23 protein-coding genes are annotated in these 26,678 nt (G+C 60.1%); 8 read left to right on the forward strand and 15 right to left on the reverse strand.

Annotated features, from left to right (window positions below):
* The first annotated feature begins 3 nt into the window (after positions 1 to 3).
* Both ACILSR_RS26480 and ACILSR_RS26485 read left to right on the forward strand, forming a co-directional pair.
* Complete coding sequence (locus tag ACILSR_RS26480; RefSeq protein ID WP_395752830.1) at positions 4 to 1,104, forward strand: hypothetical protein; 1,101 nt, start codon at positions 4 to 6, stop codon at positions 1,102 to 1,104.
* Positions 1,080 to 2,261: a glycosyltransferase gene (locus ACILSR_RS26485; protein ID WP_395752831.1), complete on the forward strand. Its 1,182-nt coding sequence runs from the start codon at positions 1,080 to 1,082 to the stop codon at positions 2,259 to 2,261. The genes ACILSR_RS26480 and ACILSR_RS26485 overlap by 25 nt, the downstream gene beginning before the upstream one ends.
* On the opposite strand, the gene ACILSR_RS26490 is transcribed toward ACILSR_RS26485, so the two are convergent.
* The 3 genes from ACILSR_RS26490 to ACILSR_RS26500 form a co-directional block, all read right to left on the reverse strand.
* Entirely contained in the window at positions 2,262 to 3,758 is a 1,497-nt protein-coding gene (locus ACILSR_RS26490) for an exopolysaccharide biosynthesis polyprenyl glycosylphosphotransferase (RefSeq protein WP_395752832.1), read from the reverse strand. It lies immediately after the preceding gene.
* A gap of 132 nt (positions 3,759 to 3,890) precedes the next feature.
* A complete protein-coding gene (locus ACILSR_RS26495) occupies positions 3,891 to 5,042 on the reverse strand; it encodes a glycosyltransferase family 2 protein (protein ID WP_395752833.1) in 1,152 nt (383 codons plus the stop codon).
* 165 nt (positions 5,043 to 5,207) lie between these two features.
* Positions 5,208 to 6,761 (reverse strand): serine hydrolase domain-containing protein, encoded by a 1,554-nt coding sequence (locus ACILSR_RS26500; RefSeq protein WP_395752834.1) that lies wholly within the window; start codon positions 6,759 to 6,761, stop codon positions 5,208 to 5,210.
* 72 nt (positions 6,762 to 6,833) lie between these two features.
* Between ACILSR_RS26500 and ACILSR_RS26505 the strand changes: the two genes are divergently transcribed.
* The gene (locus ACILSR_RS26505; RefSeq protein WP_395752835.1) at positions 6,834 to 7,253 is read left to right on the forward strand and encodes a hypothetical protein; all 420 of its coding nucleotides are present in this window, start codon (positions 6,834 to 6,836) and stop codon (positions 7,251 to 7,253) included.
* A 101-nt stretch (positions 7,254 to 7,354) separates the two neighbouring features.
* Here ACILSR_RS26505 and ruvB read toward each other — a convergent pair whose 3' ends face one another.
* The 6 genes from ruvB to purH all read right to left on the reverse strand — a co-directional run bounded on the left by ruvB (position 7,355) and on the right by purH (position 17,194).
* A complete protein-coding gene (gene ruvB / locus ACILSR_RS26510) occupies positions 7,355 to 8,359 on the reverse strand; it encodes a Holliday junction branch migration DNA helicase RuvB (protein WP_395752836.1) in 1,005 nt (334 codons plus the stop codon).
* Positions 8,360 to 8,730: 371 nt separating this feature from the next.
* On the reverse strand, positions 8,731 to 9,468 hold the full coding sequence (locus tag ACILSR_RS26515; protein ID WP_395752837.1) for a hypothetical protein: 738 nt from the start codon (positions 9,466 to 9,468) through the stop codon (positions 8,731 to 8,733).
* A gap of 127 nt (positions 9,469 to 9,595) precedes the next feature.
* On the reverse strand, positions 9,596 to 12,835 hold the full coding sequence (locus ACILSR_RS26520) for an FtsX-like permease family protein (protein ID WP_395752838.1): 3,240 nt from the start codon (positions 12,833 to 12,835) through the stop codon (positions 9,596 to 9,598).
* On the reverse strand, positions 12,832 to 13,506 hold the full coding sequence (locus ACILSR_RS26525) for an ABC transporter ATP-binding protein (protein ID WP_395752839.1): 675 nt from the start codon (positions 13,504 to 13,506) through the stop codon (positions 12,832 to 12,834). The genes ACILSR_RS26520 and ACILSR_RS26525 overlap by 4 nt, the downstream gene beginning before the upstream one ends.
* Positions 13,507 to 13,592: 86 nt before the next feature.
* Positions 13,593 to 14,894 carry a phenylacetate--CoA ligase family protein gene (locus tag ACILSR_RS26530; protein WP_395752840.1) on the reverse strand — a complete coding sequence of 434 codons (1,302 nt, stop codon included), beginning with the start codon at positions 14,892 to 14,894 and terminating at the stop codon, positions 13,593 to 13,595.
* A gap of 761 nt (positions 14,895 to 15,655) precedes the next feature.
* Positions 15,656 to 17,194 (reverse strand): bifunctional phosphoribosylaminoimidazolecarboxamide formyltransferase/IMP cyclohydrolase, encoded by a 1,539-nt coding sequence (gene purH / locus ACILSR_RS26535; protein WP_395752841.1) that lies wholly within the window; start codon positions 17,192 to 17,194, stop codon positions 15,656 to 15,658.
* Positions 17,195 to 17,340: 146 nt separating this feature from the next.
* On the opposite strand from purH, the gene ACILSR_RS26540 reads away from it, so the two are divergent.
* Both ACILSR_RS26540 and ACILSR_RS26545 read left to right on the forward strand, forming a co-directional pair.
* A complete protein-coding gene (locus tag ACILSR_RS26540) occupies positions 17,341 to 17,991 on the forward strand; it encodes a hypothetical protein (RefSeq protein WP_395752842.1) in 651 nt (216 codons plus the stop codon).
* 40 nt (positions 17,992 to 18,031) lie between these two features.
* Complete coding sequence (locus ACILSR_RS26545; protein WP_395752843.1) at positions 18,032 to 18,565, forward strand: metalloprotease family protein; 534 nt, start codon at positions 18,032 to 18,034, stop codon at positions 18,563 to 18,565.
* Positions 18,566 to 18,602: 37 nt separating this feature from the next.
* Here the strand turns inward: ACILSR_RS26545 and ACILSR_RS26550 are convergent, their stop codons facing one another.
* The gene (locus tag ACILSR_RS26550) at positions 18,603 to 19,055 is read right to left on the reverse strand and encodes a hypothetical protein (protein WP_395752844.1); all 453 of its coding nucleotides are present in this window, start codon (positions 19,053 to 19,055) and stop codon (positions 18,603 to 18,605) included.
* Between the two features lie 225 nt (positions 19,056 to 19,280).
* Between ACILSR_RS26550 and ACILSR_RS26555 the strand changes: the two genes are divergently transcribed.
* From ACILSR_RS26555 to ACILSR_RS26565, 3 genes are all read left to right on the forward strand, one after another.
* A complete protein-coding gene (locus tag ACILSR_RS26555) occupies positions 19,281 to 20,354 on the forward strand; it encodes a Gfo/Idh/MocA family protein (RefSeq protein WP_395752845.1) in 1,074 nt (357 codons plus the stop codon).
* A 237-nt stretch (positions 20,355 to 20,591) separates the two neighbouring features.
* Positions 20,592 to 20,933: a hypothetical protein gene (locus tag ACILSR_RS26560; RefSeq protein WP_395752846.1), complete on the forward strand. Its 342-nt coding sequence runs from the start codon at positions 20,592 to 20,594 to the stop codon at positions 20,931 to 20,933.
* 59 nt (positions 20,934 to 20,992) lie between these two features.
* A complete protein-coding gene (locus ACILSR_RS26565; protein WP_395752847.1) occupies positions 20,993 to 21,232 on the forward strand; it encodes a hypothetical protein in 240 nt (79 codons plus the stop codon).
* 119 nt (positions 21,233 to 21,351) lie between these two features.
* On the opposite strand, the gene ACILSR_RS26570 is transcribed toward ACILSR_RS26565, so the two are convergent.
* The 5 genes from ACILSR_RS26570 to ACILSR_RS26590 all read right to left on the reverse strand — a co-directional run bounded on the left by ACILSR_RS26570 (position 21,352) and on the right by ACILSR_RS26590 (position 26,464).
* Positions 21,352 to 21,669 carry a hypothetical protein gene (locus ACILSR_RS26570; protein WP_395752848.1) on the reverse strand — a complete coding sequence of 106 codons (318 nt, stop codon included), beginning with the start codon at positions 21,667 to 21,669 and terminating at the stop codon, positions 21,352 to 21,354.
* A 1,225-nt stretch (positions 21,670 to 22,894) separates the two neighbouring features.
* The gene (locus ACILSR_RS26575) at positions 22,895 to 23,272 is read right to left on the reverse strand and encodes a cytidine deaminase family protein (RefSeq protein WP_395752849.1); all 378 of its coding nucleotides are present in this window, start codon (positions 23,270 to 23,272) and stop codon (positions 22,895 to 22,897) included.
* Between the two features lie 47 nt (positions 23,273 to 23,319).
* Complete coding sequence (locus ACILSR_RS26580; RefSeq protein WP_395752850.1) at positions 23,320 to 23,748, reverse strand: hypothetical protein; 429 nt, start codon at positions 23,746 to 23,748, stop codon at positions 23,320 to 23,322.
* 369 nt (positions 23,749 to 24,117) lie between these two features.
* Positions 24,118 to 24,555, reverse strand: coding sequence for a GNAT family N-acetyltransferase (locus tag ACILSR_RS26585; protein ID WP_395752851.1), 438 nt, complete (start codon positions 24,553 to 24,555; stop codon positions 24,118 to 24,120).
* Positions 24,556 to 24,925: 370 nt separating this feature from the next.
* Positions 24,926 to 26,464 carry an endo-polygalacturonase gene (locus ACILSR_RS26590; protein WP_395752852.1) on the reverse strand — a complete coding sequence of 513 codons (1,539 nt, stop codon included), beginning with the start codon at positions 26,462 to 26,464 and terminating at the stop codon, positions 24,926 to 24,928.
* Between the last annotated feature and the right edge of the window lie 214 nt (positions 26,465 to 26,678).

Raw genomic sequence — 26,678 nt, forward strand, 5'->3', positions numbered from 1 at the left:
TTCATGATCAAAGCAATGGACCGCTGGCTGCTGCCTTGGCTCAAGGATTCTTTCCTCAAGCCCAAGGTCCCCATCACGGATGTGATGCTCGCCGTTTGCGATCACTTTGAACCTTTCCACGACTCCGACAAGCGCGGCGCGATGAAGCGTCTGGAGACCTGGCACGACAAATGGCCGCAGATCCAGGCAAGTGGCGTCGATAGCGACGGCCAGACACCCCGGCATACCTTTTTCTACCCGGTTGAGCAGTACGACCAGGACGTCATTCAGTCCCTCACCGAACTGTGCGTCAGCAGTCGCAATGAAGTGGAGATCCACCTCCACCACCACAAGGACACCGCAGAGAACTTTTGCGCCTCCATTGAGAAAGGAAAGGCAGATTTGCGCAGCCACGGGCTGTTGGGGAGCAATGCGGCCGGAGAAGCGGCCTTTGGTTTCATCCATGGCAACTGGGCCTTGGACGACTCCGACCCCACCGGCACAGGTTGCGGAGTCCGTGGAGAACTGGCCATGCTCAAAAAAGCCGGATGCTACGCCGACCTGACCATGCCCTCCGCCCCCCATCGGACCCAGGCCCCCATCGTCAACAGCCTCTACTACTCCAAAAGCACCCTCCAGGGCTGCTCTCATCATCGCGGCATCCCTGCGAGGACCGGGGTCACGCTGCGAGACAAGGGCGATCACCTGCTGCTCGTGCAGGGGCCGCTAATGCTGGACTGGACTCGGCGCAAATGGGGCGTCCTGCCGCGGGTCGAGAATTCAGACCTTGGTCCTGCCAACGCGCCCAATCTCCGCCGCTTTGAACAGTGGCGAAAAGCACGCATCTCGGTGAAAGGCGCGGAAAACTGGTGCTTCATCAAACTGCACACACATGGCGGGCCGGAAAAGAACCACCCTTCGGTGATCGGCGATGCCCGCCGCCGCTTCCATGAAGACCTGCTGAACCTTTCGGCAAAAGAAGGCTTCCGGCTGCATTACGTAAGTTCTCGGGAGTTGGTCAACATCCTGCATGCAGCTGAGGACGGACATGGGGCGGGGGACGCTGGTCCTTGGCGGGATTACCTGCTCAACCCGCCACCATGCCTGCAAAAAACGGCCTCATGAATCTGCTCGTCGCCACCAATCTGTTTCCGGACACAAAGGAACCTTGGCGCGGGCTGGACAATGCCACCCTCGTCCACGCCATGCGGCAGCAGGATCCGGGTCTCAACGTCAGGGTGCTGGCCTTTCGCCCTTCGTTTAAGCGCTGGGGCGCGGCTCCCCTGAAACCCCGTCCTGAGGATGCCAGCCTGCAGCCGCAATATTTCTGGGCGCCCTATGTACCTCGCATGGGTGGGATGAACCATCGTTTGTTCTCCTTCGCTTTTGCGAGGGCGCTCAAGGCTTTGCCGCGTGATTTTACTCCAGAGGCGGTATTAGTTCCCTGGCTCTTTCCGGACGCCTGTGGTGTGGTGCTGCAGGCTGCGGCATGGGGTGTGCCCATGGTGGCGGTGGCGCAGGGGTCGGACGTGCATGGCTACCTCAACATGCCCATGCGGCGTCGTGCGATTATGGCGATGACACGCGGCATCAGCGCCATCGTGACCCGCAGCAACGATTTGGAGAAACGGCTGGCAAAGCAAGGTGCCGACGAGCGCAAAGTGCACACGGTTTACAACGGGGTGGACATCCACACCTTCAAGCCTGCCTCCCGAGCCGCTGCCCGAGATGAACTCCAGGTGCCGCAGGAGGGCAAAGTGCTGCTGTTTGTCGGCAATTTCCTTCCCGTCAAAGGGCTGGATCTGCTGCTTGCCGCCTTTGCGCAGGTTGTGGCGTCTTCGGCGCAGCCGGTGCGGCTGGCCTTGATTGGTGGCGGTCCGCTGGAGGAAGCGCTGCGCGCTCAGGCCGCCCAGCTGAACATCACCGACAAGGTCCATTTTCTGGGCCGCCATGGAGCTTCACAGGTGGCGCGCTGGATGCAGGCGGCGGATGCCGTCTGCCTGACCAGCCACAATGAGGGGGTGCCCAACGTGGTGCTGGAGGCCATCTCCAGCGGACGCGCCCCGGTTTGCACGGATGTGGGGGGCATCTCCGAGGTGGTGGAGCCGGTGCTGGGGAAACGCTTCCTGGTGCCAAAGCGTGAGGCTTCAGCCTACGCCGCAGCTCTTCTGGATGTCCTGGCCAATCCGCCGGACGAAGGGATGCTGCATGAAGCGGCAAGAGGCTACGCATGGGAGAAGTGCGCGCAGCAGTACCTCACGCTGCTGCGGGGAAAGGCCTGATCAAGCCTGGGCCAGTCCCTTGATGGTCGAACCTTTGGCGGAGCTTTGCTCCGGATTGTCTGTGATCAGAGCGGCCTCATTCTCAGCCCCGTCAAGGTCGATGCCCGTGGTGTAGCGCTGCTGTGTGTGAGATTTCAAGCCTCCACCGAGCACGACGCGGACGGTATCCAGCAGGATGAGGCTGTCGAACAGCACGCCAGCGTGCTTCAGGTAGTAGAGGTCGTACTCCAGCTTGCACTTGGCGTCGTTGATGGATGCTCCATAAGGGTAGCAGACCTGCGCCCAGCCGGTGAGCCCTGGCTGGAGCATGTGGCGCTCCTGATAGTGAGGCAGCATGCGGGTCAGCTTGGCCACAAATTCAGGACGCTCCGGCCTCGGTCCCACGAAGGACATTTCTCCGCGGAGCACATTGAGAAGCTGCGGGATCTCGTCGATGCGGTAGCGGCGCAGGAAAGCCCCGCCCGGAAAAACGCGGGAGTCTGCCGACACGGAAGACCACACGGGCCCCGATTTTTCAGCGTCCGTGCGCATGCTGCGAAGCTTGATAATCTGGAACCGCTTGCCAAACCGGCCGACTCGCTCCTGACGGTAAAAAACAGACCCTTCAGGCGAGAAAATCCGGACGATCGCCATCCCGAGAAGGAAGAAGGGCGCCAGCACCACGAGCAGGATCAGGGAAGTGGTGATGTCAAAGAAGCGCTTGAGCTTGCTGAAATAGAAGCTGCGGGACACAGCCTCCGACTGCATCAGCCAGTTCATCGACACCAAATGCAGCGGGACGTAGTTGAGATGCCGTTCACAAATTGAGATCAGGCTGGTGCATGAAAAGCCGAGGTAGCGCAGCCGGCGCAGTTCGTGCCTGGCTTTTTCGTCCAGCACCCGCTGCTCCATGAAGACGATTCGGTCGAGCTTGTGGGTTCGGATCAACCTGCGTGCGTTGCGCAGACGGCCAAGAAAACCTTCCTCGTTCTCCGCATCATCGTCGATGCCGATACGTCCGACCAGGTGCACGCCAGGAGGAGTCATGGTCCGCATGAGCTCATACTCCTTGAGTTCCTCTGGGGTCTCGGCCACCATCGCCACACGCTCGGGAGCGAGCCGGTGCTTGTGATACATCAGCCAGTGGGTGGTGAGCAGCAAGGGATAGGAAAACAGGCAGCCCAGCGCCATGAAACCGCGGCCAATGCGCAGATCAAAGCTCATGTAACCCACAAGGGTGATGATCACGAAGGCGATGACGAACGCAAAAGTCAGGAGGATGCTGTGGATCAGGAAGCTGGACCGTCTCTGCGACTCGACGGAATAAAGGCCCAGAACATAGACTGATGAACTCAGTGCCACGGCACCAGCCAGAATCGGCGGGACATAGTCCTCAATGCGCCACAATTCGGTGAAGCGCACGTAGTTGGCCAGAAGGTAGGCACCAATGAAGACGAAGACATCGCGAAGAGTGCGAATGCCGATCTTTGTCCAGTGGCCTCTGCTTGAACTATGCATGGTGTGCTAACGAAAGAACAATGGCGTTTGAGTTGAACAAGAATTTACTGGACCGAGAAGTTGACCAATTGCAATGCTTTTTGTGTCAGTAAATAGGAAGACTTGTAGGTGATTGTCAGGGCTGCGAAAAAGTTACTTTTGAGCTTTTTTCAGCACATGGAGGCCCAACAACCCAACGCAGAACGAGATGGAGATGGCCAGGGGATGAGACCAGAACAGCAGATCATGGGCCAAGTGCAGGTTTTCAAAACCCGAAAGTGACCACGTGACGCCGATGTAGCCGGCGAGCAAAGCGCAGGACCCCAGTGTTGCAAGCAGGATGAAAAATAGAACACCCTCATCCAGGTTGATGAGCTTCCGGGTGATGCCGAGCGAGCGGTCCTTGCCCTGCAGAAAGAGCATGCAGCTGAACAGGTAAAACTGCGCACCGAAGATGCCGGCGAGCAGCAGCAGGGCCTTGCTGTGCAGATCGAAAATGTGGAACCCTCCCACGCTGACGGGGCCGGTGCAGAAAGCCGTGACCTGCAGCAGGGTGGTGATCAGCACCGTGAAGAATCCCAGCATTTCAAAAAGCTTGGGCTTCTCGGAAAAGATAAATAGCAGATGGCGCATGCCATCGCGCCAGGTGCGCAGGTGGGCGACACGTCCTTCGGGGCCTTTGCGAAGGCCGGAGGGAATTTCCACCGAACGCGCGCCTGCCTTGAGCGCTTTGATGAGCAGTTCGGAAGCGAACTCCATGCCGTTGGAACGAATCTCCCAAGTCGCGAATGCTGACTTGCGGATGCAGCGGAAGCCTGAGTTGCAGTCAGACAACCTGCCATGGAAAAGCAGGTTGATGAGGGTTGTGAGAACCGGGGTTCCCAACCATCGGTGCAAGGGAGGCATGGCGCCGGGCTCGATGCGGCCGATCATGCGGGAAGCGATGGCCATGTCCGCATCATCCTTCTTGGCCGCCTGGTAGAGAGGGGCGGCATCCGCGTAGAGGTAGGTGCTGTCCGAGTCGGCAAACATGACGTACTCGGCCTGGCTGGCCTCGATGCCTCCGCGCAAAGCGGCGCCGTAGCCACGAACCGGCACAGGCACCACGCGGCAGCCCATGCTCTGGGCGATTTCACGCGAACGGTCGGTGCTGCCGTTGTCCGCAATGATGATTTCGTAATCAATGCCGGTGGGTTCCAAAGAGTCCTTAACTTGCTGAATGCAGGTGCCGAGGGTCACCTCCTCATTCAAGCATGGAAAGACAAAACTCAGTGCTGGTGGTGCGGGATTCTCAGACAATCGCATGCTGGCTTTCGAGGATTATTGGGGAAAGAGCTAAGAAAATTCTATTCGCCCCCAAACCTTGGCTTGGCAAAACGTAAATTGAGAAAAACTCCACGGTTGGTTGTTTTTCAGGCCAATATTGCCCGATAACCCGCCTCAGATGGGTGGGGCGGCACCGTGGATTGCTCAAGGCCTGCGCTCCACGATGCCCTCATCCACGGCCAGAAGAAACTTGGCGAGGCGGGTTTTGTAGGCATCGCCTTCCAGGTTTTTTTCCCGTACCAGCGTCACGACGACTTCATTCTCCGGATCGATGCGGAGCACCGCACCCGAAGCCGCACCGTGGCAGAAGGTCTTGCGGCTGAGCAGGGTCTTATCGGCGGGTATTCCGTCGGTGCCGGCACGGGGATCGCGTTCATTGAAGTAAGTTAGGCCCATGCCCCAGGGGATGTCGAACTTTGCAGCAGGCCAGTAGCTCTTGAGCCGCGCCGGCAGCATCTTCTGGAACGTCTCCCGGGAGAAGAAACGGGTGTCTCCATAGGCCCCTTGGTTGAGCAGCATCTGTCCGAACTTTGCCACATCGAGCGCGGTGCACTCGCCTCCGTGGCAGACGTCGGAAGCACGGGAGCGGGTCATGCCCATGGGGATGAAAAGATTCTCTTTGAGCAGACGCAGGACGCTCCGGCCGGTGATCAGTTCCATGGCCTTGCCGGTGAGTTCGGTGTCCATGTTGTTGTACCGGTGCTCCTTGCCGACCGTGAGGCAGGGCAGGAGGTTGACGGCCCAGTTGTCGCTCCAGGCGTTGTGCACTTCACGGCCTGAGCCCGCTTTCATGTGCAGGCCTGCAGTGTGCATGAAGGTAGCGCGCCAGGTCAATGCCTTGGGGCCTTCGACCGGGAAATCGGGCAGAAGTCTGCCGACGGGATCGTCAAGATTCACCAGGCCCTGGTCCATGAATTCGGCGTAGAGGGCGGCGCTCATGGTCTTGGTGATGGATGCCATGTGCTTGGGGGTGTCGAGGGTGGTGGTGCCGGCGATGGGATCGTCAAAAGCCTCGTGGAAAACGATGATGCCATGGGAGGCAACGAGGGCGACGAATGGTTCTTTGGAGCTTTCATACCACTCGCGGCATGCGGCGCGCATGGCGGTGATGGACTCTGGCTTGAATCCCGCCTCGGCCGGAGTGCCGTCATGCAACACCGTGGCGCCCGGTTCTGCTTTTTGCGGGGCTTTGAACGCTGGGAAGTGATGCTCAAGTCCGAGCAGCTTGCGCTTAAGGGCGATCTGCTGCTCGTCCAACAGCCACTGGGACTCGTCGTAGGAGGCGGCATGGGCGGGGTGGGGAAAAGCGGTGAGCGCCTTGCCGCCGGGGCTGGCGGTGACCATGCGGCGGATGCGCTGGCCGTGCTCGCTGCGACCGTCTAGATAGGCCACATAGGGCGCCTTGCCATTGGGCTTGGTGAGCTCATTGAGTTCCTTGTCGAACCAGCGAATGACCAGCGGGCACTGGCCGATGATGGAAAGCACGCGGTCGGGTGACTGCCACACCAGCGGGGGAAAGCGTCCGCTGTCTTTCCAGGTCCCGCCTTCGATTTCGATCTCGAAGGTCACGAACTCGAGCAGGTCTTTTTCGCGAGGATCTTCAGGCGCGTATTCCTTGGCGATGAGGCTGGTGGTGAGCAGCATGCCAAAGGCCAGCAGCATGCGGAAGATGACGGGTGAATGGCGAAGGGGCGGCATGTGGGGAGAGCTAGGAACGTTGAATCAATCGTCCTTGCTACTCATTCGTCCCGATGTGTCATTTTTTGCCTGATGATTTTCAAAACTTTGTTCATGCTGCTGCTGACCCTGCTTCTGCTCCCTGGCTGCAAGGACATGACGAGGGGCAAGGGGATGGCGGAAACGGCGATCGTGGAGTTTCACCAGAAGTTCAATGAGTCGAAGTACCAAGAGCTTTATGCCGCGGCGCATGCGGACTTGAAGGCGGTGGCGACCGAGGAACAGTTCGTGAAGCTGCTGGAGAAGGTCTACACCAAGCTGGGGGCGCAGACAAAGTCCACGAGTGAGGGCTGGCGGGTGTTTAGCGCGAACTCGAAAACGACGGTGCATGTCTCCGTGAGGACCGAGTTTGAGAAGGGGGAGGGAGTGGAGACTTTCAGCTACCTCGTCTCAGGCAAGTCGTGCACGCTGGTAAACTACAATATCAAGTCGAGGGAGATGACGGAGAAGTAGAGGCGGGGGCTTTGGGGCGTGGTGGGTGAAGCGGCGCTTTCCAGAGCGAGCTAAAGCTCGCGAGTACTTTCCGGAACGAGCTGAAGCTCTGGACTACTTTTTTAAAACAGCTCCGACTGTCCGGTATTCGGTGGAATGAGACCGAGCTTGCGGTAAGCGGCGGGCATGGCGACGCGGCCGCGGGGCGTGCGTTTGAGGTAGCCCTGCATGACGAGGTAAGGCTCGTGCACGTCTTCGAGGGTGCTGGTGTCTTCACCGACGGCGACGGCGACGCTGCCCATGCCAACGGGGCCGCCGTCGAATTTGCCGATGATAGCTTCGAGGATGCGGGTGTCCATTTCATCGAGACCGGATTCGTCGATGTCGCGCATGGTGAGCGCCATGCGGGCGACGTCTTCGGTGACGATATTTTGAGCTTTGACCTGGGCGAAATCCCGCACCCAGCGGAGGAGGTGGTTGGCGATGCGCGGCGTGCCACGGGAGCGGCGGGCGATCTCGTGCGCGCCTTCGGGCTCGATGGCCACATTCATCAACCGTGCGGAGCGGATGAGGATGTGCTGGATTTCTTCGGCAGTGTAGTAGTCAAGGCGGTTGGGAATGCCGAAGCGTGAACGCATCGGGGAAGTGAGCATGCCGGCACGGGTGGTGGCGCCTACGAGCGTGAAGGGCGGGAGATCGATGCGGATGGTGCGTGCCTTGGGGCCTTGATCGATGATGATGTCGAGGCGGTAATCCTCAATGGCGGGGTAGAGGTACTCCTCGATGCTGGGATGGAGGCGGTGGATTTCGTCGATGAAGAGGACGTCGCGCTCCTGAAGGTTGGTGAGGATGCCGGCGAGATCGCCCGCGCGATCGATCTGAGGGCCGCTGGTGGTGTGAAGCTTGGTGCCGATGGCGTTGGCGATGAGATTGGCCAGAGTGGTCTTGCCCAAACCAGGAGGGCCGCAGAGCAGGACGTGATCCAGCGACTCCCCGCGCATCTTGGCGGCCTCGACCATGACGAGGAGCTGTTCTTTGACCTTGGTCTGGCCGTGAAACTCGGAAAAATCCGCCGGGCGCAGGGCGAGGTCGAAGGGGGAGTCGGGTTCGTTGAGCGTGGGGTTCACTGCTGGTATAGGAGCGTGGGCGGGGCAGAGTGCAAGGAGGGGCGGGAGAGAAGGAGGTAGAAAGATTAGGGTAGGAAGATTTCAGAGTTTTAGCTGTGAAGGCAGAGAGCGAATGAGCGGGAATAGGGCAAAAAGATTTGGGGGTAAAAAGATTTTTCCAGAGGTTTCCGGAGGTAGGGCGCAAAGCCGGGGCGACACGCCGAGTGAATGCGGAGCTTCCGGAGGCCAGAGCGGCATCGGAGTGCCGCGGTCCCAGGGGAGTGGGGGCGAGGCTGAGTGCAAGGCGGGGGCGCACTAGACTCAAAATCTTGGATCCGTGATTGATGAGGCCGGATGGGGCGAGTGACTGAAGGCAGGGAAGGAGTTTTTACCTAGCGTTCCGGAGGTGCAAAGCGGGAGTGATCGTCGGGATCGGGGGCATTCTCCGGCTGCTGCTGCGGGTGAGCTGTAACAGCAACCCTATCCTCGAAGCCGGGTGGGTTCTCGATGATGGTGATCTTGCGGGGGGCCGTGGCTAGCTCCAGCGCTTTCAACAGGGCGATGACCGGGGCCGCCAAAATGATGCCGGTCAGCATGGGGTAGTATTCGCCATTGAACACACGGGCTTGAAATTCGGACACCCAGGATGCGGGTGGCAGATGGTTAGCCGTGACCACGATCGCGGCGATGATGACGGCGACGTTCAACCAGCGGATGGCATGACTCAAAGCGGGGGCTGCCCGCAGCTGTTCGGCCTTCGCTCGCTGCTGTGCCTGCAACTGCTCCATGGCTTCTTCGATGGCGGCGACACGCTCAGTCACTGGCAGATGCCGCACCTCCCATAATGGGTGCCACCGCAGGATGTCACGCACGGGAGAAAACAGCATCGATGCACGTCTTGCCTGAGCCCACGAAAGCCGAGCTCCGAGTCGCACCCGAGCATGCAGCCACGATGACAGGGGCCGCAAGGCGAACCACCAGACGACTCCCCCTGCCAATAGGCAGAGGACAAAGATCACCAGGCCGACCTTGGCTGGTGGATTCGGGAGACTGAGCAGTAACAACGCAACAGCAAGGGCCATGCCAGCGGACTTGGCCAGAAGATCGAAGATGTGTGTCCAGAAGAGCATGAAGAGTCAAGGATTGGTGATGCCCGATGTTTGTTCTGAATCCACTTTGCTCGCAACAGCCAAGCGGAGGCGAATGCTAGGCAACCGGAGCCAGAGGCACTTGGCAAGTGCCGCTCCTTGGGGGGCACTACTCGCGGCGGATGGAGTCGGTCAGGGTGCCGCGGATGGCGGTGGTGACGGCGATGGCGCAGACGATGAGGCCGAAGGCGAGGACGGCGACGATGAGCTGGAGAAGGAAGCTGAGGGGGAGGCTGCTGCCGCGTTCGATCAACTGGGGAATGACGGCGAGTGCGGCGGTGACGACGCCGAGAAGGACGCCAATGATGAGCAGGACGCTGTGCTCTCCGAGGATCATGGAGCGCAGTGAAGCGGCGGTGAAACCGAGGGCCTGCATGAGGCCGAGTTCGCCACGGCGCTCCAGCACATGGCGGGCGATGAGAACACCGATGCCGGCGGTGCCGAGCAGCACGCCCAGTCCGCCGAGCACGGTGAAGATGCCGATGTAGGTGTTCTGCACGCTGAGGAAGAGTTCGAGACGCTGCTTGGTGGGTTCCAAGGCGAGGCCGCGCTGCTCAAGCTGACGGGTGACGTGGGCGGCGACTTCGGCGGACTGCTCCGGTTTGGCATCGATAAGAAAGAAGCGGTAGCCTGCGGCATCGGGATACTTCGAGAGGAAGTCCTTTTCGCTGATGATCATCTTGCCCTGCAGGACGGAACCGGCGAGGAGGCCGACGATTTTGACCTGGAAGGTTTTTCCAGCGCTGTCCTGATAGTCCAGGGTATCGCCCACGCCTTTGCCGAGGCCCCACATGGCTGTGGCTTGATCGGCGATGGCGGGAAGAGGCTGTAGTGCAGGCGTGTCGCTTGCAGAGGGCAACCGGGACGGTTGCTCTACGGCCGATGGCGCAAGCTTGTCCCACCCACCAGAAGCGAAAGCGAAGGTGCCAGTCAGCTTGGCAGGATCTGCCGCCACGAGGACGGGCTTCTGAGCGCGGTTGAGATTCAGGCAGCTGGCGTCATCGCCTTCGCGCACACGGAAGGGGACCACACGGACCTGTGGCATGAGTTTTTCATCGAGACCGAAGGCGTCCCAGCCCGCTTTGCCATTGAGGTCTTCGTACACGGGCAGGGAGGATTCTCCGATAAGAGCAAAGCCGCCGGTGCCGGAAGCGCGCACGGTGGGATCGCCAGCACTCATGCGGAAGGCATTGACGGCGACGACGAGGAAGATGCCGCCTGCCATCATGCCAATGACGGCGAGACTGCGGGAAGGACGGCGGGAGATGTTGCGGGAGCCGATCTGCCAGAGGCTGCGTGCGAGCGTGTCGCTGTCACGACGCATCCAGTTCCGCAGGGAAAGCAGACCGGCGATCATCATGAGCATGCCGGAGCCAAAGAACATGCCGGCCACGGCCTCGGGGTTTTTCACCACAAAGCCGAGGGCCAGGAGCAGAAGCGCGGTGCCGGCAAAGCCCAGCATGACCTTCCCGCTGCGCTTCTTTTTGACCGGGGCAAAGTCTTCGGTCCAGGAGCCTGCCAGCAGGTCGCGGGCATTGACCTTGAAAAGCTTCCGGCTGGCCCAGGCGAGTGTGAGCAGCACCACGACCATGGTGCCCAGTGCTGCATAAAGGATGGTGGCAAGGCTGGCGCTGAAGATGAGCGGCAGTCCCTGGGTGGCACCGGTCCAGACGGCGGAGAGACCATGCAAGGCTGTTTCGGTGTAAAACATGCCGCCAAACACGCCGAGGATGACCCCTGCCACGGCGATGACCCCAGCCTCCAGCAGCCAGGCACGGCGCACCATGCCACGCGTCCAGCCCATGGCCAGCAGCAGTCCCACCTGCGAGGCACGACGCTCCAGAGTGAAGAGAAACAGCAGCGCCGCGAAGACCAGCGCCGCAGCGATCAAAAACATGCTGAGGCCGATGAACAGGCCGCCGAAGTCCACGCTGCCCTTGGCGGCAGCTCCGGCGTCGTGCTTGAAGTCACGCGGCACCAGGCCGATGTCTGCCAGCTGCACGCGCAGAGCCAGCGCATTCGATTTGGCCTCCAGCGTCTGGCCTTCATTGGGCAGGCGGATGGCCGTGAGACTGCCAAAGCGATTGGTCCAGAGCTTCTGGCCTGCGGCGAGGGTGATGAAGCCTTTGGGCGTGCCTTTGTAGTCGTCCCAGTAGGCCTCGTCTTTGTCGCGGATGGCCTTCATGTCCATGGGAATGCCGGGTTCCCAGTCACGGCAGTTGTCCACGTCTGAAACGCCGGGGAAGTCGGGCGTCCATGCCTTGGTGACACGGGGGTGATCCATCGGCAAAATGGCGGCGACTTTGAACTTGGCGGACTGCTGCTGGAGCTCGCGGCCCAGGCCCACCACAAAGTACTTGAGCTCCAGTTCATCGCCCACGGCGAGCTTTTGATCATCGGCCAGCCATTGCGTGATGGTGATCTCGTCGTCCTTTCCAGTGCCGGTGGCGGTGACCATGGAGTAAGGGGTGCCCCCCTGCTTTGAAGTGATGCCATTGACGAGGTAGGTCAGCACGCCATGGGCTCCTTTGAAGTCCATAAGCTTCTGCGTGAGGGACTGGTCAAGAAATACGCGGCTGGTGCTTATCTCCCACTCCTTGGCCTCTCCCTCGATGCGCTTGAGGCGGAGGGAGAAATCCTCCAGCGTGCGCTGGTCCTCCAAATGGGCGCGCAGGTAGTGGAACTGCGGGTTGAGCAGGGCATTGACGCGGCCGTCCATTTCCAGCTGGGTTTGAAGATCTGCGAGATTCACAAACACGGAATCTGGCGGCACCTGGGAGGCGGCGAGCTGGAAGGCACCGAAGTCCTCCGCACTCAGAACGGCCGAAACCGTGCGGCGCAGGGAGACATCCTGATTGGTGCTGCCGGAGAGGGGGGCATCTCGTGAGATGGCGCTGGGACGCTCCAGGCGCACGAGGATGGTGTCTCCGGCTTTGACGCCGAGCTTGTGCGCCAGGGGTTCGTTGATGGCGACGGCGGATTTGTCGAAGACGATGCTCTTCCCGCTGGTGCTGAGCTTCCAGAAGCTCCCGTCCACGCCGAGCACCTGCGCGCCATTCACCCGCACCTGGCCGTTTACCGCCGTGGCGGAGCCGGTGGCGATGATGAGGGGGGCGGACTTGGTTTTGTGTGCGAGTTTTTCCGTGAACCAATGGTCGCCGCCAAGCACGCCGCCCTCCACCTTGCCAAGGCGCAGGGCTGCCACACGCTGCAGGCTGGCGCGCACGGAGTCACCCACGAGCATGGAACCGGTCAGGATGGTGGCGGCCAGGAAGGTGCCAAACAGCAGGCCCAGGTGGCCGCGCCAGTAATGACGCGCGGATTGGAGGACGTATTCGGAGAGTTTCATTTCAGCCCGCCTTCGTGGATCGTCAGCACACGGCCCATGCGCTCCGCCTGCGCGCGATGATGCGTGACCATGACCAAGGTGACACCGCTGCTCTTTTGAAGCTTGAGAAGCAGGTCGGTCAAACTGGCGGCGTTCGTCTCATCGAGAGCGCCGGTGGGTTCGTCCGCCAGGATGAGCTGGGGCTGGTTGATGAGGGCGCGCACGAAGGCCACGCGCTGGCGCTCGCCACCGGAAAGCTGGGCGGGCTTCCAGTTCATGCGGTCCTTGAGCCCCACCTCTTCGAGCAGAGCCTCCGCGCGCTGCAGGGCGTCCGCCGGCGGAGATTTGAGCGCGAGCGTGGGCAGCAGCACATTCTCCAGCACGGAGCACTGCGGCATGAGGTGATGGAGCTGGAAGATGAATCCGATCTTCTGACTGCGCACGGCGGCAAGCTGCTTCGCCGAAGCTCTGGCCAGCTCCTCGCCATCCAGCGTGAGGCTCCCCTCGTCGGGAACGTCGAGGGTGCCGAGGAGGTTGAGCAGGGTGCTCTTGCCACAGCCGGAGGGGCCGACGATGGCCACGGCCTCGCCAGCATCAATGCTGAGATTGATGCCGCGCAGCACGGGCACGCTCGCTCCGCTGCCTGGATCGGTGTAGGATTTGGAGACGTTGGTCAGTTGGATGAGAGGCATGAGAGGGAGAAGACGAATGCAAAATGACGAATGGCTGCCGAAAGGCCAAGTCCTAAAGGGTGAAAAAGCATGACAGCTTTCGAACTTTATTCGCCGTTCGCCCCTGAGTCTGCCGGGACAATCCGCCAGCGTTTCGCCTTGAACTCGTGGCGGGGCAGGGAGTTGGATTCGGCGAGGCGCACGGGGATGCGCAGGGAAAACGTGTCCTTGAGCTTGGACTCGAGGCGCTTGAGCATCTGCTTCGCTACATTGCCGTCGAGTTCCACGGCCAGCTCGATCTCGTCCATGGCGTCGACTTTGCGCTGTTCGACCATGTACTCCACAACTTCGGGGAACTGCCGCACCACGGCTTCGACGGCGCTGGGGTAGATGTTCACGCCGCGCACCACCACCATGTCGTCCACACGGCTGAGGATGCCGCCATCGAGCACCAGGCGGCCGCGGTGGAGCTTCTTCTTGACCCAGTCTCCGGTGCGGTAGCGGAGCAGGGGGCAGGCGGTGCGGTCCAGGGTGGAGAGAATCAGCTCGCCGAATTCACCGTCGGCCACTTCGACTCCGGTGGCGGGATCGACGATTTCAGCGAGGTAGGCCTCCTCCATGACGACGAGCTGGCGGGGCAGGTCCTCCGTCTCGTAGCTGACCGGTCCGACTTCCGTCATGCCATGGTGGTCAAAGACACGGGCGTCCCAAAGGGACTCGAGGCGTTTGCGCACTTCAGGCACACTGCCGCCGGTTTCTCCTGCGACGATGATTTTCTCGATGCTGAGGCTCTTGCGGTCCACGCCGGAGGGGGCGCCGATCAGCTCGCCGAGGCGCAGGGCGTAGGTGGGGGTACAGCAGAGGACGGTGGCTCCGTAGCGGGCCATGGCCTCCAGTCGGGCCTGGCTGGACATGCCGCCGGTGGGAATGATGAGGTAGTCCTTGGCAGCGGCCTCGTAGGCGGTCCAAAAGCCAAGAAAGGGGCCAAAGGAGAAGGCGAAGAAGATGCGGTCCTTTCCTTTGACCAAGCCGGCGGCGTCGAACACGCGCTGCCAGCATTTGAGCATGGCGTCCCAGCTTTCCGGGGTGTCGATCCAGGCCATGGGGAAGCCGGTGCTGGTGCCGCTGGTCTGGCAGAAGCGGGTGTACTGCTGGATGGCCCGGGTGAGATTGGTGCCAAACGGCGGGTGGGCGGCGCGGTCTGCCTGAATGTCCGCCTTGGTGGTGAAGGGAACCTGGGCGATGAAGTCGTCCACCCGGTTGAGGCGGCTGACCTTCAGCTCCCATTCGCGGATCTTTTTGCCGTAGAAGCTGTCCGTGGTGGCGAGATTGAGCACGATAGAGCGCAGTTTGCGCCACTGGTTGGAACGCAAGCGGACTCGGTCGATCAATGGGGGGCCGTCAGACACGCCGCAAGTCATGGCGAGGCATGCGGCGGGGTCAAGCAATCGGCTAGGTCTTATGCCGCAGTAAAGAATACGGTAGGATCCCGAGAAAGAGCTTCGGTTCGCCGGTACCGGCAAGGGATGGACAGCCTGCGAAATTGTTGAATTTTAGGAGCGATGTGAGTGCAATCTATTCAACATGAGAGTAATAAATAATTATTTAACGAATATTAAATAATTGACGCTACAATGTAAAAAACTGCTCTGAATGCGCCGCCATTGAAGGGGAATTGAGGCAGGAGAGAGGAGGAACAAAGCGTTGCATGGTGGCCTTTCCACTTTTTAGAAACAATTGAGTTTGTGGTAAATTGACACTGCCTAATGGTTCCTTTAACGCAAAGCTGAAGCGTTAAATGGAGAGGTTCCACTCTCAAAATGAGATATTTAATGTCTCTATCCATTTAACACTTGTTAACTATTTTCGAGGTTCTTTCGAGGTCACGGTGGTTCCTACCGCGCCTTGAGATAAGGTCGTGGGAAAGTAAGGGAAGGGGGCACCTAGGCTGCGTGGCAGGGGTACTCTTTACCCTCGGAGGACGGACTCAGCTGCGGAGCCTTGTCTCGCGGGGATAAGTCATCGAGGGCGGTTCCATCTTCTCCACGGTGCAGCCAAGATAGATGAAAAGGAGCTCAGCCGGCAACAGTTGCTTAAGTTTTCCTGAATATCAGGCAAACCTAAGCAACTCAAAGCGAAGGGAATCGACGCCTATTTTACGCCGCTGCTTTTAGTGCAGGAAGTGGCGCACGCCGGTGAAGCACATGGCGAGTTTGTGCTCATTGGCGGCCTTGATGACGTCCTCATCCTTGACGGAACCGCCGGGCTGGATGGCCGCGGTGGCTCCGGCTTCGGCGGCGGCGATGAGGCCGTCCGGGAAGGGGAACATGGCGTCTGAGGCGACGATGCTGCCCTTGAGGCTGAGGCCTGCTTCCTTGGCCTTCCACACCGCGATGCGGCAGGAGTCCACGCGGCTCATTTGGCCGGCGCCGATGGCGAGGGTGCGGTCGCTGGTGGAGAAGACGATGGCGTTGGATTTGACGTGTTTGACCACTCGCCAGCCGAAGCGCATGGCTTCGAGTTCGTCGCGGGTTGGCGGGCGGATGGTCTTCACTTTGGACTCGAGATCGTCCAGGCCGAGAGCGCGGGAGTCGCTGTCCATGACCATGACACCGCCAGGGGCCGAGCGGATGATCGGCTCGGTGAGCGCCTCGGCCACGCCGGGGAGCATCTGGATGAGGCGCAGGTTTTTTTTCTTCTGCAGCAGGGCGCGGGCATCAGCATCGAAGTCAGGGGCGATGATGACGTCGGTGAAGATCTCGGAAATGATGCGGGCCAGGCCGATGGTCATGCTGCGGTTCACCACGATGACGCCGCCAAAGGGGGCCTGCTTGTCGGTCTCGAAGGCTTTCTGCCAGGCCTCGCGCAGATCTTCATCCGCACAGCCCACGCCGCAGGGATTCGTGTGCTTGAGGATGGCCACGGTGGGGCGGCGGAATTCGAGGGCGATCTCGGCAGCGGCGTGGATGTCGAGCACGTTGGTGTAGCTGAGGTCCTTGCCGTGCAGCTTCACGAAGTAGTCGCCGAAGTTGCCGTAGAGGGAGGTCTTCTGGTGCGGGTTGTCCCCGTAGCGCAGCTCCGAGTAGAGCGGCAGGCTGAGATTGAAGGTCTTCTGCGTGGTCTGCTCCTTGTTCAGGTAGGCGGCGATGGCGGAGTCGTAGGCACCGGTGCGCTGGAAGACCTTGCAGGCGAGGCGCTCGCGAGTGGCCAGGGTGGTGTCTCCGGCGTGCTCTTTCATTTCTGCCAGGACGACTGAATAGTCGGCGGGATCGGTGATCACCGTGACCCAGCGGTGGTTTTTGGCGGCGGAGCGCAGCATGGAGGGGCCGCCGATGTCGATGTTTTCGATGGCTTCCTCAAGGGTGACGTCCTTCTTGGCGATGGTCTGCTCAAAGGGGTAGAGATTCACCACGACGAGGTCGATGCAGGGGATGTCGTGCTTCTGAGCGTTCTTTTTGTCCTCGTCGTTGTCGCGGCGCTGCAGCAGGCCGCCGTGGACCTTGGGGTGCAGGGTTTTCACACGGCCGTCAAACATCTCGGGAAAACCGGTGTGGTCGGAGACATCGATGACGGTGAGGCCGCCGTCTTTCAGATGCTTGGAGGTGCCGCCCGTGGAAAGCAGTTCCACTCCCAGAGCCGCCAGTCCTTTGGCGAATTCGAGGAGGCCGGATTTGTCGGAAACGGAGAGCAGGGCGCGGGCGATGGGCATGTGAGTGAGGAGAAAGTTCGGGCGGGGGAGTAAAGGGAGATTTGCGGGGGTGCCAAGCGCATTTCACAGGCCAATATTGTGTAGGCAGATCCTGTATTTTCTTGTCCTTGACGCATCCTCTGAATTAGAAAGTTTGTCCCGAGCGCATGAGCACTCCACCGCCCCTCCCGCCTGACCCTTCCAATCCCTCGGGAGAGCATCCGGACAAAAGGGACGCGTCCTACCCGGAGAATCCCTTCGTCTATACCGGACCACCAGAAGAAGCGCCGTACCAGATGGCACCTGTGACGGACGATGCCTCTGCCAAGCCGGAAGCCTGCGTGGCCTGTGGTGCGCCGGAGTTTAGCTCTCTAACGGAAGTCCCTGTGTGCGAGACCTGTCGTGTGGCGCTGATTCGGTACCCGTACCCGAAGTGGGTCAAGGGGGCTGCTGCGGCGGTTTTCGCGCTGACGATGGTGGCACTGGGGCTTTCGATCGGGCGCATTCAGGATGCGTACCACTTCACCCGGGCCAAAAAGATGGTGGCGGAGCAGCGGTGGGAGGAGGCCTGCCAGACCTACCGCATCCTCGCCCCACGCCACACTGACAACGAAACTGCCACCCTGTATGCAGAGGCCGCCTTCAAAAGCGGGCACCATGACGAAGCGATGACAGCCATGCATTCACTGCAGGTATGGATGATGACCACCGACCAGCGAACGCGTGCAGGAGCTGTGCTCAAAGGCCTGGAAAAGCTGGGGATAACGATCGAGACGCCGGCTGAATCCGTCCAGATGGTGAAACCGCTCACGCCTTGATGAGGGCACGAACACTCCCGCAGCCCTCTTTTTCACCCCCATGATTTTCATTCCTCGACCCATCATTGCGGCGGCCACCTTTCCAGGCGTCATCGTTCACGAGGTTGTGCATCAGCTCGTGTGTCGCATCACCTGCACGCCGGTGCTGAACGTCTGCTACTTTCAGGTGGCGGCCCCCGCGGGCTATGTGATCCACGATGAGCCGTCCGATGGCTGGAAACAGCTGCTCATCTCGTTGGCTCCCTTTGTGGTCAATTCCACGCTGGCTGTCCTGATCTGCCTGCCGGTGGCTATGGCGGAAACGGCGAAGGCGGAGACCGGGGCGCTGGACATCTTTCTGGGCTGGGTGGGCATGTCTGTGGGCATGAATGCCTTTCCAAACTTCGCGGACGCCGCCAGCCTCTGGGAGGCGGTGAAAAAGAAGGATGCCTCCTGGCTGATGAAGATCACCGCCACGCCCGTGGTGGGATGGAGCTACGCGGTGGCGGCACTTTCCTTGTTTTGGTTCGATGCCCTGTATGCTGGCCTCCTCTGCTTCGGCCTTCCGTTGCTGGTACTGGAAGCGATCGTTTAACCGGCCGTCGTGGTGGATGTGTGCTGACAGAAGGGATTCACGGCCCGGTTTTCGGCACAAAGGGCGGGTAAAACTTCCGCGCGCCGAACTCCACGTAGAGGTTCTCGCCGATCTTTAAATAGACGGGCAGGGGAAGGGGAGTCTTGTCGCCGGTCTTGCCGGGGGCAGGGGGCGCGGGCTGGTAGATGAAGTGGCGGCCGGTGGAATCGCGCGCCCGTTTGAGCATCGTAGCGTCGTCAAAGGTTACGGCCTTTTCGCCGCGGAGGAAGAGGCCCTCCTCCTGGCCGGGGAAACGCAGATTCGGCTCGTAGCGGTCGTCCTTGCCGAAGGTGGTGTAGTACTGGCTGTCTCCTAGCGCAGTGGGGTATTCGGTCCAATCATAGTCCGCACGGTGAAGGTGGATGCGCCAGGACAGGATGACGAGAGACGTGAACAGCAGCGCCCAGCCGAGCAGCAGACGGCCGGGGGTGTCGCGGATTTCATTCGCCATGGGCAGGGGACATCAAAGCGGGGAATGCCCGGTGGCCAATGGAAAAGTGCGGGGGCTTCGGGACGCTGGCGAGGGGTCCAGTTGGTAAAATGATGGAGGGTAAAATGATTTAAAATCAAAGGATTGGAATCATTTTACCCTCCATCATTTTACCATTAAGGCGTTCCCTTCGGTCATAAATGAGCAGTTGTCAGCGCTGCTCGCTTCGGCTTCGATGCAGCCCCTATGAGCAAAAAATGGCGCATCGCCGGCATCAATTTCGATCACTTCCACATGGGCGACCTGCTGCGCCAGACCTCCGAGCACCCGAACGCGGAGATCGTGGGCATCTGCGATGAGCAGCCCGCACGCCTCGTGGACGCCCAGCGGAATTTCAGCCTCACCGACGCCCAGGTCTTCACCGACTACCGCGCCTGCATGGAGCAGACCAAGCCGGACATCGTCATCCTCTGTCCCGCCGCCTCCAATCACGGCGACTGGGTCTCCAAGATCGCCCCCTTCGGCACCCACATCATCATGGAGAAACCCTTCGCCGGATCCCTGGCGGAGGCCGATGCCATGATCGCCGCCATGCAGCCGCACGGCAAGCTCCTCACCGTCAACTGGCCCCTCGTCTGGGATGCCGGCCAGCAGACCGCGCACCGCCTCATCCAGGAAGGCCTCATCGGCGAGGTCCGCGAATTCCACCACCACGGCGGCAATCGCGGCCCGCTCTACCACGGCGCCGACAAGATCGAAAAAGAACCCAGCGCCGCCGAAAAAGCCGCCAGCTGGTTCTACAGCAAAGCGCAGGGCGGGGGCTCCTTGCTCGACTACATGGGCTACGGCACCACCCTCGGCACCTGGCACCTCGGCGGCCGGGCCCCGTTGGAAGTCACCGGCGTCTGGGACGAACCCGCCGGGCTGGAGGTGGACGAGCACGCCGTGGCCATCATCCGCTACAGCTTCGGCCTCAGCAAAAGCGAAACCCGCTGGGGCACCTTCACCGATCCCTGGACCCACCAGCCCCAGCCCAAGTGCGGCTTCGTCCTCAAAGGCACCGACGGCACGATCTCGTGCTACGACTACGCCACCACCGTCCGCGTCCAAACCCGCGCCCGCCCTGAAGGCTACGAGATCCCGGTCGATCCCGTCCTCGCCCCGAACCGCAATCCCGTCGAGCACGTCATCCACCACCTCGAAAACGGCGCGCCCCTCATCGGCCCGCTCCGCCTCGACATCTCCCGCATCGGCCAGCAGATCGTCGATACCGCCTTCCAGAGCGCGCAGGAGAAACGCACCCTCAAGCTGGTGGGGTAGGCTGGCGCTCGGTAGCCGTTTTGCCCAGTGTAGGCCTCTCCATGAGCCTCCAAACGACCCGGTTGTTAACTACCAACAATCAATGTAATGTAAAGTATTGTGGCGGTGGGTCAGACGGATTATGAAGCTGGCACCGGAATAACTCAAGGCGGTGATGGCGACCTCTCGTCAAGGTGTATTCTTCCATCGTTATACAGACCGATTGCCTTGGCGGGTTTCCTTATTAACTTGCTTGCCATGACGCCATTTAAACCTTGGACTGAATCGCAAATTGTACATGGTCTAGAAGCCTATTGCGGATATTTGCCAGATGAGCGGGTCCTCGTTGTCACAGTAACTCATGGTGATCGAGGTGGTCCGAGTTCGGTCGTTTTTGAAGTCAATGGGAGACCGCCAACTGCTTTCTTCACTCAAGGAAAGGTGTTCGTTTACAAAAACGATAAGATGAACCTTCTTCAGTATGAGCCGGGAATAGTCCGCTCTGGCAAGAACTATGAATTGGCTTGGCAAATTTATAATTATGCGACGAATTGCTTGAAGGCCACTCCTCGTAAGAAGGACCCAATGTTAACAACCTGAATACCTTTGAATCGTACCTTTTAGGAAAAATGCCAGTAATTTAATGCGCAATAAGAAGCATGGAAGAACTACACGCTAAATACGAAGGAAAGACTGTTCAAATTGTTGGGGGTGGAACTCTCACAGTCACGGGAAAAGACGTGTGGCTTGAATACACGACTCGGGGCGATGTGGGCGTGCTTGTTGCCAATTCTATCAAATTGACGCCGGAGCAGCTGAAATCACTGGCACCTCACAAGGACACTACGATTGCAGACTTTTTTCTTGCCGGAGTTCTGCCAGCGCCCACGAATATCTGATCTCAATTTTGCGTCCCGAGAAAGGAGACGTGTAGTACCTTTACCCTCCCACCGGTAGCCTTCGACGGGCTGCCGAAGCCGGCGCAGTTGATGTCATGTTCTTGGAGGTTTGAGGATGATTATCCTCTGACGGTCTTGAAGATGGCTAAAACGCAGCAGGTAGCCACAATGTACTGCAATGGGTTGCCATTAGCGCCAGGTTTCAAATTAAGCCAGCCGCAGACCATCACATAGACAACCAAAAATGCGATGGCTGCACCCAAGGCGCGCCAAGTACGTGGCCCTTTAAGATCGGGTTTGCGAATTTTGTTCACCACTGTCACGACCACCGCAGAAACGAATGCCAGTGCCGCCAGACCCAGCAGCCAGATCATAGGATCAAACACATTAAATGACGACAATATGAAGAATCTCATAAAGGAGAAAATGTCAGGCATTTAGCACACCACCAAGGCAAAAATCGGCCAAAAAAGACTCCAGGCATTTAGTACGCATACTGATGGTGTATTCATCTGAAAATCTGCAAGTTACGGCATTCTTTAGGAAAAGATGCCAGACATTTCGTATGCATAGCCATGGTGTATTCATCTGAAAATCAGCAAGTTCCGGCATGCTTTACGCGTGCCTCACTTGGCGCGTGAACTGGGGCATTAGGTGACCAAGCCTGCGAGACGGCAGGCCACCGTCAGGTAGAGCGACGACGGAGGCAGGACTTTGTCCGATGGTCCTGCCCTACCCAGAAGCCCCCCTTCCCTGCTCCCCGTCCAAGGCCGCCGGGACGCTGGCCGGAAGTTGCCGAGTTGCCATCCCTAGAGGTGGAAACTCGGCAACTTGGGGGCTCCGGCCCGACGGGCGGCAGCGGAGCGCCGGGAGGCGCGGCGGAGGATCCAAGCTCAGCGACCCGGCGGACGAGACCCAAAGATTGCAACCGCGACCCTCAAGCCGGGTTCGCTGCAGACATGGTTAGCCCTCATGATTTTGGGGGGCTACCACCGAGAACCTCGGTGTAAAACCTCCGGTTTCGTGCGACCAACTCGTCGAGGGATTTCTGCCGTGCGATCCGGTAAGCACGGAACTCCTCAAGGGACTCTCGCTTCACCCAAAGCTTGGCCTCGCAGTCAAAGACCGCGCTTCTCTTCGCGGCGCGACAAAGCGCCAGATACTGCGTCGGGTCTGCTGCCGCGGTCCAAATTCTGCCCTCCGGTGAGTCTTCGCCGCCACCCGAGAACTGAATCTCAGCACCCTCTGCACTATACCTGACGAGCTTCGCGCCAATACGCTGCGCCTCCGCCTCGATTACTGTGCGCATCGATGGGCAAACGTATAATTGGATTTGGCGACCCATGCGCGTGAAGGCTAACAGGTGGCTGGTGAACCGATGTGTTGGGTGAATCCCAACCACTTTATCGCTGACGGATTTGCTGCCATATGGGACAAAGCTAACAAAAGCGTCGGCTGGTGCGCAAGAGGCTTGTTATTTGGCACCACAGACCGTGGCGGCCTCCAAGCGAAAGCCCCCTTCCCGGCTCCCCGGCCAAGGCCGCCGGAACGCTGGCTGAAAAGTTTCCAAGTTTCCATCCCTAAGCATAGAAACCTGGAAACTTTTGCCTCGGCCAGCCGGGTGGCAGCGGAGCGCCTGGAGAGGCAGGCCTCATGCGCTGCTTATCCTGCGTGCGGAAGCAACTCTGCGAGGGTGACCTGATGGCCCGGAGCGATGACAACCATTGCATTCCGATTCCGGGGGTTCACCTGCCACATCAGCTCGCGGCAGCGCCCGCAGGGAGCGACGACCATCCCGCCCGATGCCACCGCGACCACAAGCGCGATTTCGGATTCTCGCGCTTTGAGCATCTCTGCGACTGCCGCGTGTTCCGCACAGAACCCCATGCCGCATTGAGTATCCACGCAGATGCCCGTGTAAACCCGCCCGGACGCTGACAAGATGGCAGCGGCCACGCCGCCGGCGGAGCAGTCGGCGCTCGTGCGGAACTCGCCAGCTAAAGCATTCGCAGTGGCGATCAGCTCTGCTTCGGTCATCATCAGGTTTCAGTTACGGTGCTTTGTGGTGGGCCTAACTCCTTGAATGGTCAAGCTGCGGTGGACTTCCATTCGGAATACCGTCTGTCCAAAACGGGCTTGAGCTTGTCGAAGGTCTCCCAAGTGTCTGGAATACGGTAAAGGTCATCCGGGGAGAATCCAAGTGTCTCGCCGTAATCATTGATGTATTTGCCAGTCTCGAAGTCGAAGTAGTGCTCGGTAAAATCGTTGCCTTCCTCATTCAAGTCTTCGTCTGTGAACTTCCCATCGCAGAACTTGAGGAAGAAGGCTCCCGGTGTGAGTGACCGCTCCTTGAGCGTCGGGATGCTCTCTGGAAAGTCCTCCACATGAATGTCCCCAGCCAGGCCCGACAGGAGTGACCAGGCCAGAAACATTCCTGTGTGGGTTGCTCCTGCCTCGGGCGGCAGATCTTTCGGGAAATTCCCGCCTGAGTGCCATGACGCATCGTCGTATTTCATATCGACAAAGCTAACAAAAGTGTCGGCTTGTGCGCAAGAGGCTTGTTGTTTCGCACCACGGAGTATGGCACTCTCCCTGCGAAGCCCCTGCCCGGCCTAGGCTCGACGGGCGCTGGCCGGAAAGTTTCCAAGTTTCCACCCCTAAGCATGGAAACATGGAAACTTTTTGGGACGTGGAAATGGAGCGCAGGAGGAGGAAGCGGTGGGAAGCTGGTAGGGCTGGTCGTCCCCAACCAGCCGCGTGTGTTCGCGGGGTGCCGAGCGGTCATGTGCCGTCTAGAGGGCCACAGACCCTGCGAAAGACGGCGCTTGGGGGACCAAGCGACCTACCCGTGAAAACGATGCGAGGCATTTGGTACTCGGATGAAGTCACACTTGCATCTCGAACTGGACCTGGTCTCCAGGAATGGCGTAGCCCTTTTCGGGGGTGAAGAAGCCCTGCTCGACATGGAAAAGTCGGAAGCCTCGCTTGAGGTAGAAGGCGATGTTTTCGCTTTCCCAGGATGCGGTGCATACCATCAGGCGGCTGAGGCCCTTGAGGCGGCAGTAATTCACCGATTCTTCGATCAGGCGGCACCCAATGCCCTGCCCTTGGTGGCACCCTACGACCGCAAGGCTGATGATCTGTGCGGTAGTGCCCACCGTCTCAATCTGGGCCATTCCGATGACTTCGCTGTCGATCAATGCGACCAAAGCGTCCCCAAGCTTGTAGTAGCTCTGGATCTCGCTTTCGGACTCATCCGCCATACGGAACAAAGGCAGCAAGTCTGCCCTGTCCCCCTCGTGCAACTGAATATGGGCCATCATTCGAACTCCTCGCGGTTCACCGTTCTCGGTTACATCCCCGCAGGAGCACTAGATGAATGACATGAAGGTTTTATTCCGGAAAAAATCATCCGTCACGGGAATACCCCGAGGCAGCGAGCTAACCAAAGCGTCGGCTGGTGCGCATGAGGCTTGCTATTTCGTACCACGGACAGTGGCAGCATCCCTGCGAAGTCCCCTTCCCGGCTCCCCGGCGAAGGCCGCCGGGACGCAGGCTGGAAAAGTTTCCAAGTTTCCACCCCTAAGCATGGAAACTTGGAAACTTTTTGGGACGTGGCAGCGAAGCGAAGGAGGAGGCAGCGCTACGCGAATGGCGGCAGTCCATTCCGGGCGGGCGTCTCAACGGGAACGGTCACTTGGGCGCAAAGATGAGCCCGCTCACAAACTCATTCGTCTTGAAGAAGTCCGAGTTGATCACCGGCTTGCCGGCGAGGGTCAGGTTTTCAAAGGTCAGGTTTCGGATGCGGCCCTCATTGTGGCCCCACAGGAACTGGGGCTCGCCGAGCACGCTGGGGGCGGCGATGGAGATGTTTTGGAAGAGGACGCCTGAAAGGTCGCCCTTTTCATGCTCGCCGCTGCCGTAGGGCTTGGGCACGGTCAGGCAGAGGAAGAACTGCTGCAGCGTGGGGCGCGGGTCGGTGATGCGGATGTTGCGGAAGATCACGCCGGGGCCTCCGGCTTCGTTGTTCTCGCCGCGTGCATTGAAGACGCGGCCGCCGCTCCAGTGGTGCCATTTGGCGCGGGAGTAGATCACATCGCAGTCCTCCACGATGAGACTGCGCGCGGGGATGCTGCTGAGCACGAAGGAGGAGCCGTTCGCGTCATTCCACAGCACGCAGCGGCGGATGCCGCGGCCGTTGACATAGAGCGAGTCGTCTTGCGTGCGGAGGAAGCAGTCCTCGATGAGCGTGTTGCCAAAGGGATTGATGCCATCGCCGTTGGCGCGCCAGGTGAAGATTTTCGTCCACTGCACCTGGTTCGGGTGCCCTTCGGTGTAGCGATTGATGAGCATGACCGAGTGCGAGGCGGAGTCGGCGATGGTGAGCCCCTCCACCTGGGTGTCCTCCGCCCCGAAGATCTCCACGGGCTTGCGGCTGATCTTGCGCTGGGCGGAGTCAGATGCGGGCAGCGCGCTCTCGTGCTTCAGCCGTGCGCCGGAGAGTGTGCCGTGGCCGAAGATGCGGATGTTTTTCCCGTCCTTCCATTCGGGATTGCAGAAGGAGCCATACACCATGGCATCTCCGGGTAGATAATACCGGCGGCTGGCATGCACGGGAAATGCCGCGCCGATGTCATGCACTCCGGGCAGAAAGTAGAGCGTGCTCCAGTCGCCGTCCGCCGGCGGTTTCTCGCCGGGCTTCACCGTGCGGACGCCGGAGCCGTCGGGGCGTGGCTTGTCCGGGAGCGGTGGATTGGCAAAGATGGAGACGGTGTGGATTGGCGGGCCGTGGTAGCCTTTGCCGGTGTCCTGCCCGTCCATCTGGCCGTCGATGTCCACCGCGACGAGGCAGGGCCCGCCGAGCTTCACGAGAGCCTTGCCCTCCTTCACTGCGCATGCCGAGGACGGACGCTGTGGGTGCACCGCCGCGCTGCGGATCGGCTGGCCATCCGCCCGGCTGATCTCCACCTCCACGGCGGCGGAGGTTTCAAAGTTCACGTAGGTGTGCGTCCAGCCTGCCAGGGTGTCAAAATAAGCCTCCTCCGTCTTGCATGCCGTCTGCCACGCAAAGGCACTCTTCCATTCCCCATCGGTGCCACGCACGCGCACTTGGTAGTGCTCCGAGGCGGCAAGCCCCGGCACGGGCGGGTAAACCACAAGATCACTGGCAGCGTGCAGGACAGCCAGCGGCAGGAGCAGCAGGGCGAGGGTGGAGGTGATGGCTCGGTCCATGGTCACTAAAAGGCTCCTGCTTTCCCTTCTTCGCATCCTCTTTCGCCGTTTCCGCCAAAATAGATGGCAGGTGTTCAGCATGTCACGAAGCAGTGGGGCCAGAGGCAGCTATCGGGAAGGTGCGATCGGACTTGCGACTTCTCGGGCTGTGGCTTGTTTCTGGTTGGAGTGGCCGAGGCTGGCGCTTCCGTCCCCTCCCCCCCCTCGCAAACTG

It is taken from the genome of Prosthecobacter sp. (genome assembly GCF_044222565.1).
Classification (GTDB): Bacteria; Verrucomicrobiota; Verrucomicrobiia; order Verrucomicrobiales; family Verrucomicrobiaceae; genus Prosthecobacter.

Coding starts and splice junctions, on each gene's coding strand:
- ACILSR_RS26480 (WP_395752830.1), top strand. CDS start 4: ATGATCAAAGCAATGGACCGCTGGCTGCTGCCTTGGCTCAAGGATTCT.
- ACILSR_RS26485 (WP_395752831.1), top strand. CDS start 1,080: ATGCCTGCAAAAAACGGCCTCATGAATCTGCTCGTCGCCACCAATCTG.
- ACILSR_RS26490 (WP_395752832.1), bottom strand. CDS start 3,758: ATGCATAGTTCAAGCAGAGGCCACTGGACAAAGATCGGCATTCGCACT.
- ACILSR_RS26495 (WP_395752833.1), bottom strand. CDS start 5,042: ATGCGATTGTCTGAGAATCCCGCACCACCAGCACTGAGTTTTGTCTTT.
- ACILSR_RS26500 (WP_395752834.1), bottom strand. CDS start 6,761: ATGCCGCCCCTTCGCCATTCACCCGTCATCTTCCGCATGCTGCTGGCC.
- ACILSR_RS26505 (WP_395752835.1), top strand. CDS start 6,834: ATGATTTTCAAAACTTTGTTCATGCTGCTGCTGACCCTGCTTCTGCTC.
- ACILSR_RS26515 (WP_395752837.1), bottom strand. CDS start 9,468: ATGCTCTTCTGGACACACATCTTCGATCTTCTGGCCAAGTCCGCTGGC.
- ACILSR_RS26520 (WP_395752838.1), bottom strand. CDS start 12,835: ATGAAACTCTCCGAATACGTCCTCCAATCCGCGCGTCATTACTGGCGC.
- ACILSR_RS26525 (WP_395752839.1), bottom strand. CDS start 13,506: ATGCCTCTCATCCAACTGACCAACGTCTCCAAATCCTACACCGATCCA.
- purH (WP_395752841.1), bottom strand. CDS start 17,194: ATGCCCATCGCCCGCGCCCTGCTCTCCGTTTCCGACAAATCCGGCCTC.
- ACILSR_RS26540 (WP_395752842.1), top strand. CDS start 17,341: ATGAGCACTCCACCGCCCCTCCCGCCTGACCCTTCCAATCCCTCGGGA.
- ACILSR_RS26545 (WP_395752843.1), top strand. CDS start 18,032: ATGATTTTCATTCCTCGACCCATCATTGCGGCGGCCACCTTTCCAGGC.
- ACILSR_RS26550 (WP_395752844.1), bottom strand. CDS start 19,055: ATGGCGAATGAAATCCGCGACACCCCCGGCCGTCTGCTGCTCGGCTGG.
- ACILSR_RS26555 (WP_395752845.1), top strand. CDS start 19,281: ATGAGCAAAAAATGGCGCATCGCCGGCATCAATTTCGATCACTTCCAC.
- ACILSR_RS26560 (WP_395752846.1), top strand. CDS start 20,592: ATGACGCCATTTAAACCTTGGACTGAATCGCAAATTGTACATGGTCTA.
- ACILSR_RS26565 (WP_395752847.1), top strand. CDS start 20,993: ATGGAAGAACTACACGCTAAATACGAAGGAAAGACTGTTCAAATTGTT.
- ACILSR_RS26570 (WP_395752848.1), bottom strand. CDS start 21,669: ATGCCTGACATTTTCTCCTTTATGAGATTCTTCATATTGTCGTCATTT.
- ACILSR_RS26575 (WP_395752849.1), bottom strand. CDS start 23,272: ATGATGACCGAAGCAGAGCTGATCGCCACTGCGAATGCTTTAGCTGGC.
- ACILSR_RS26580 (WP_395752850.1), bottom strand. CDS start 23,748: ATGAAATACGACGATGCGTCATGGCACTCAGGCGGGAATTTCCCGAAA.
- ACILSR_RS26585 (WP_395752851.1), bottom strand. CDS start 24,555: ATGATGGCCCATATTCAGTTGCACGAGGGGGACAGGGCAGACTTGCTG.
- ACILSR_RS26590 (WP_395752852.1), bottom strand. CDS start 26,464: ATGGACCGAGCCATCACCTCCACCCTCGCCCTGCTGCTCCTGCCGCTG.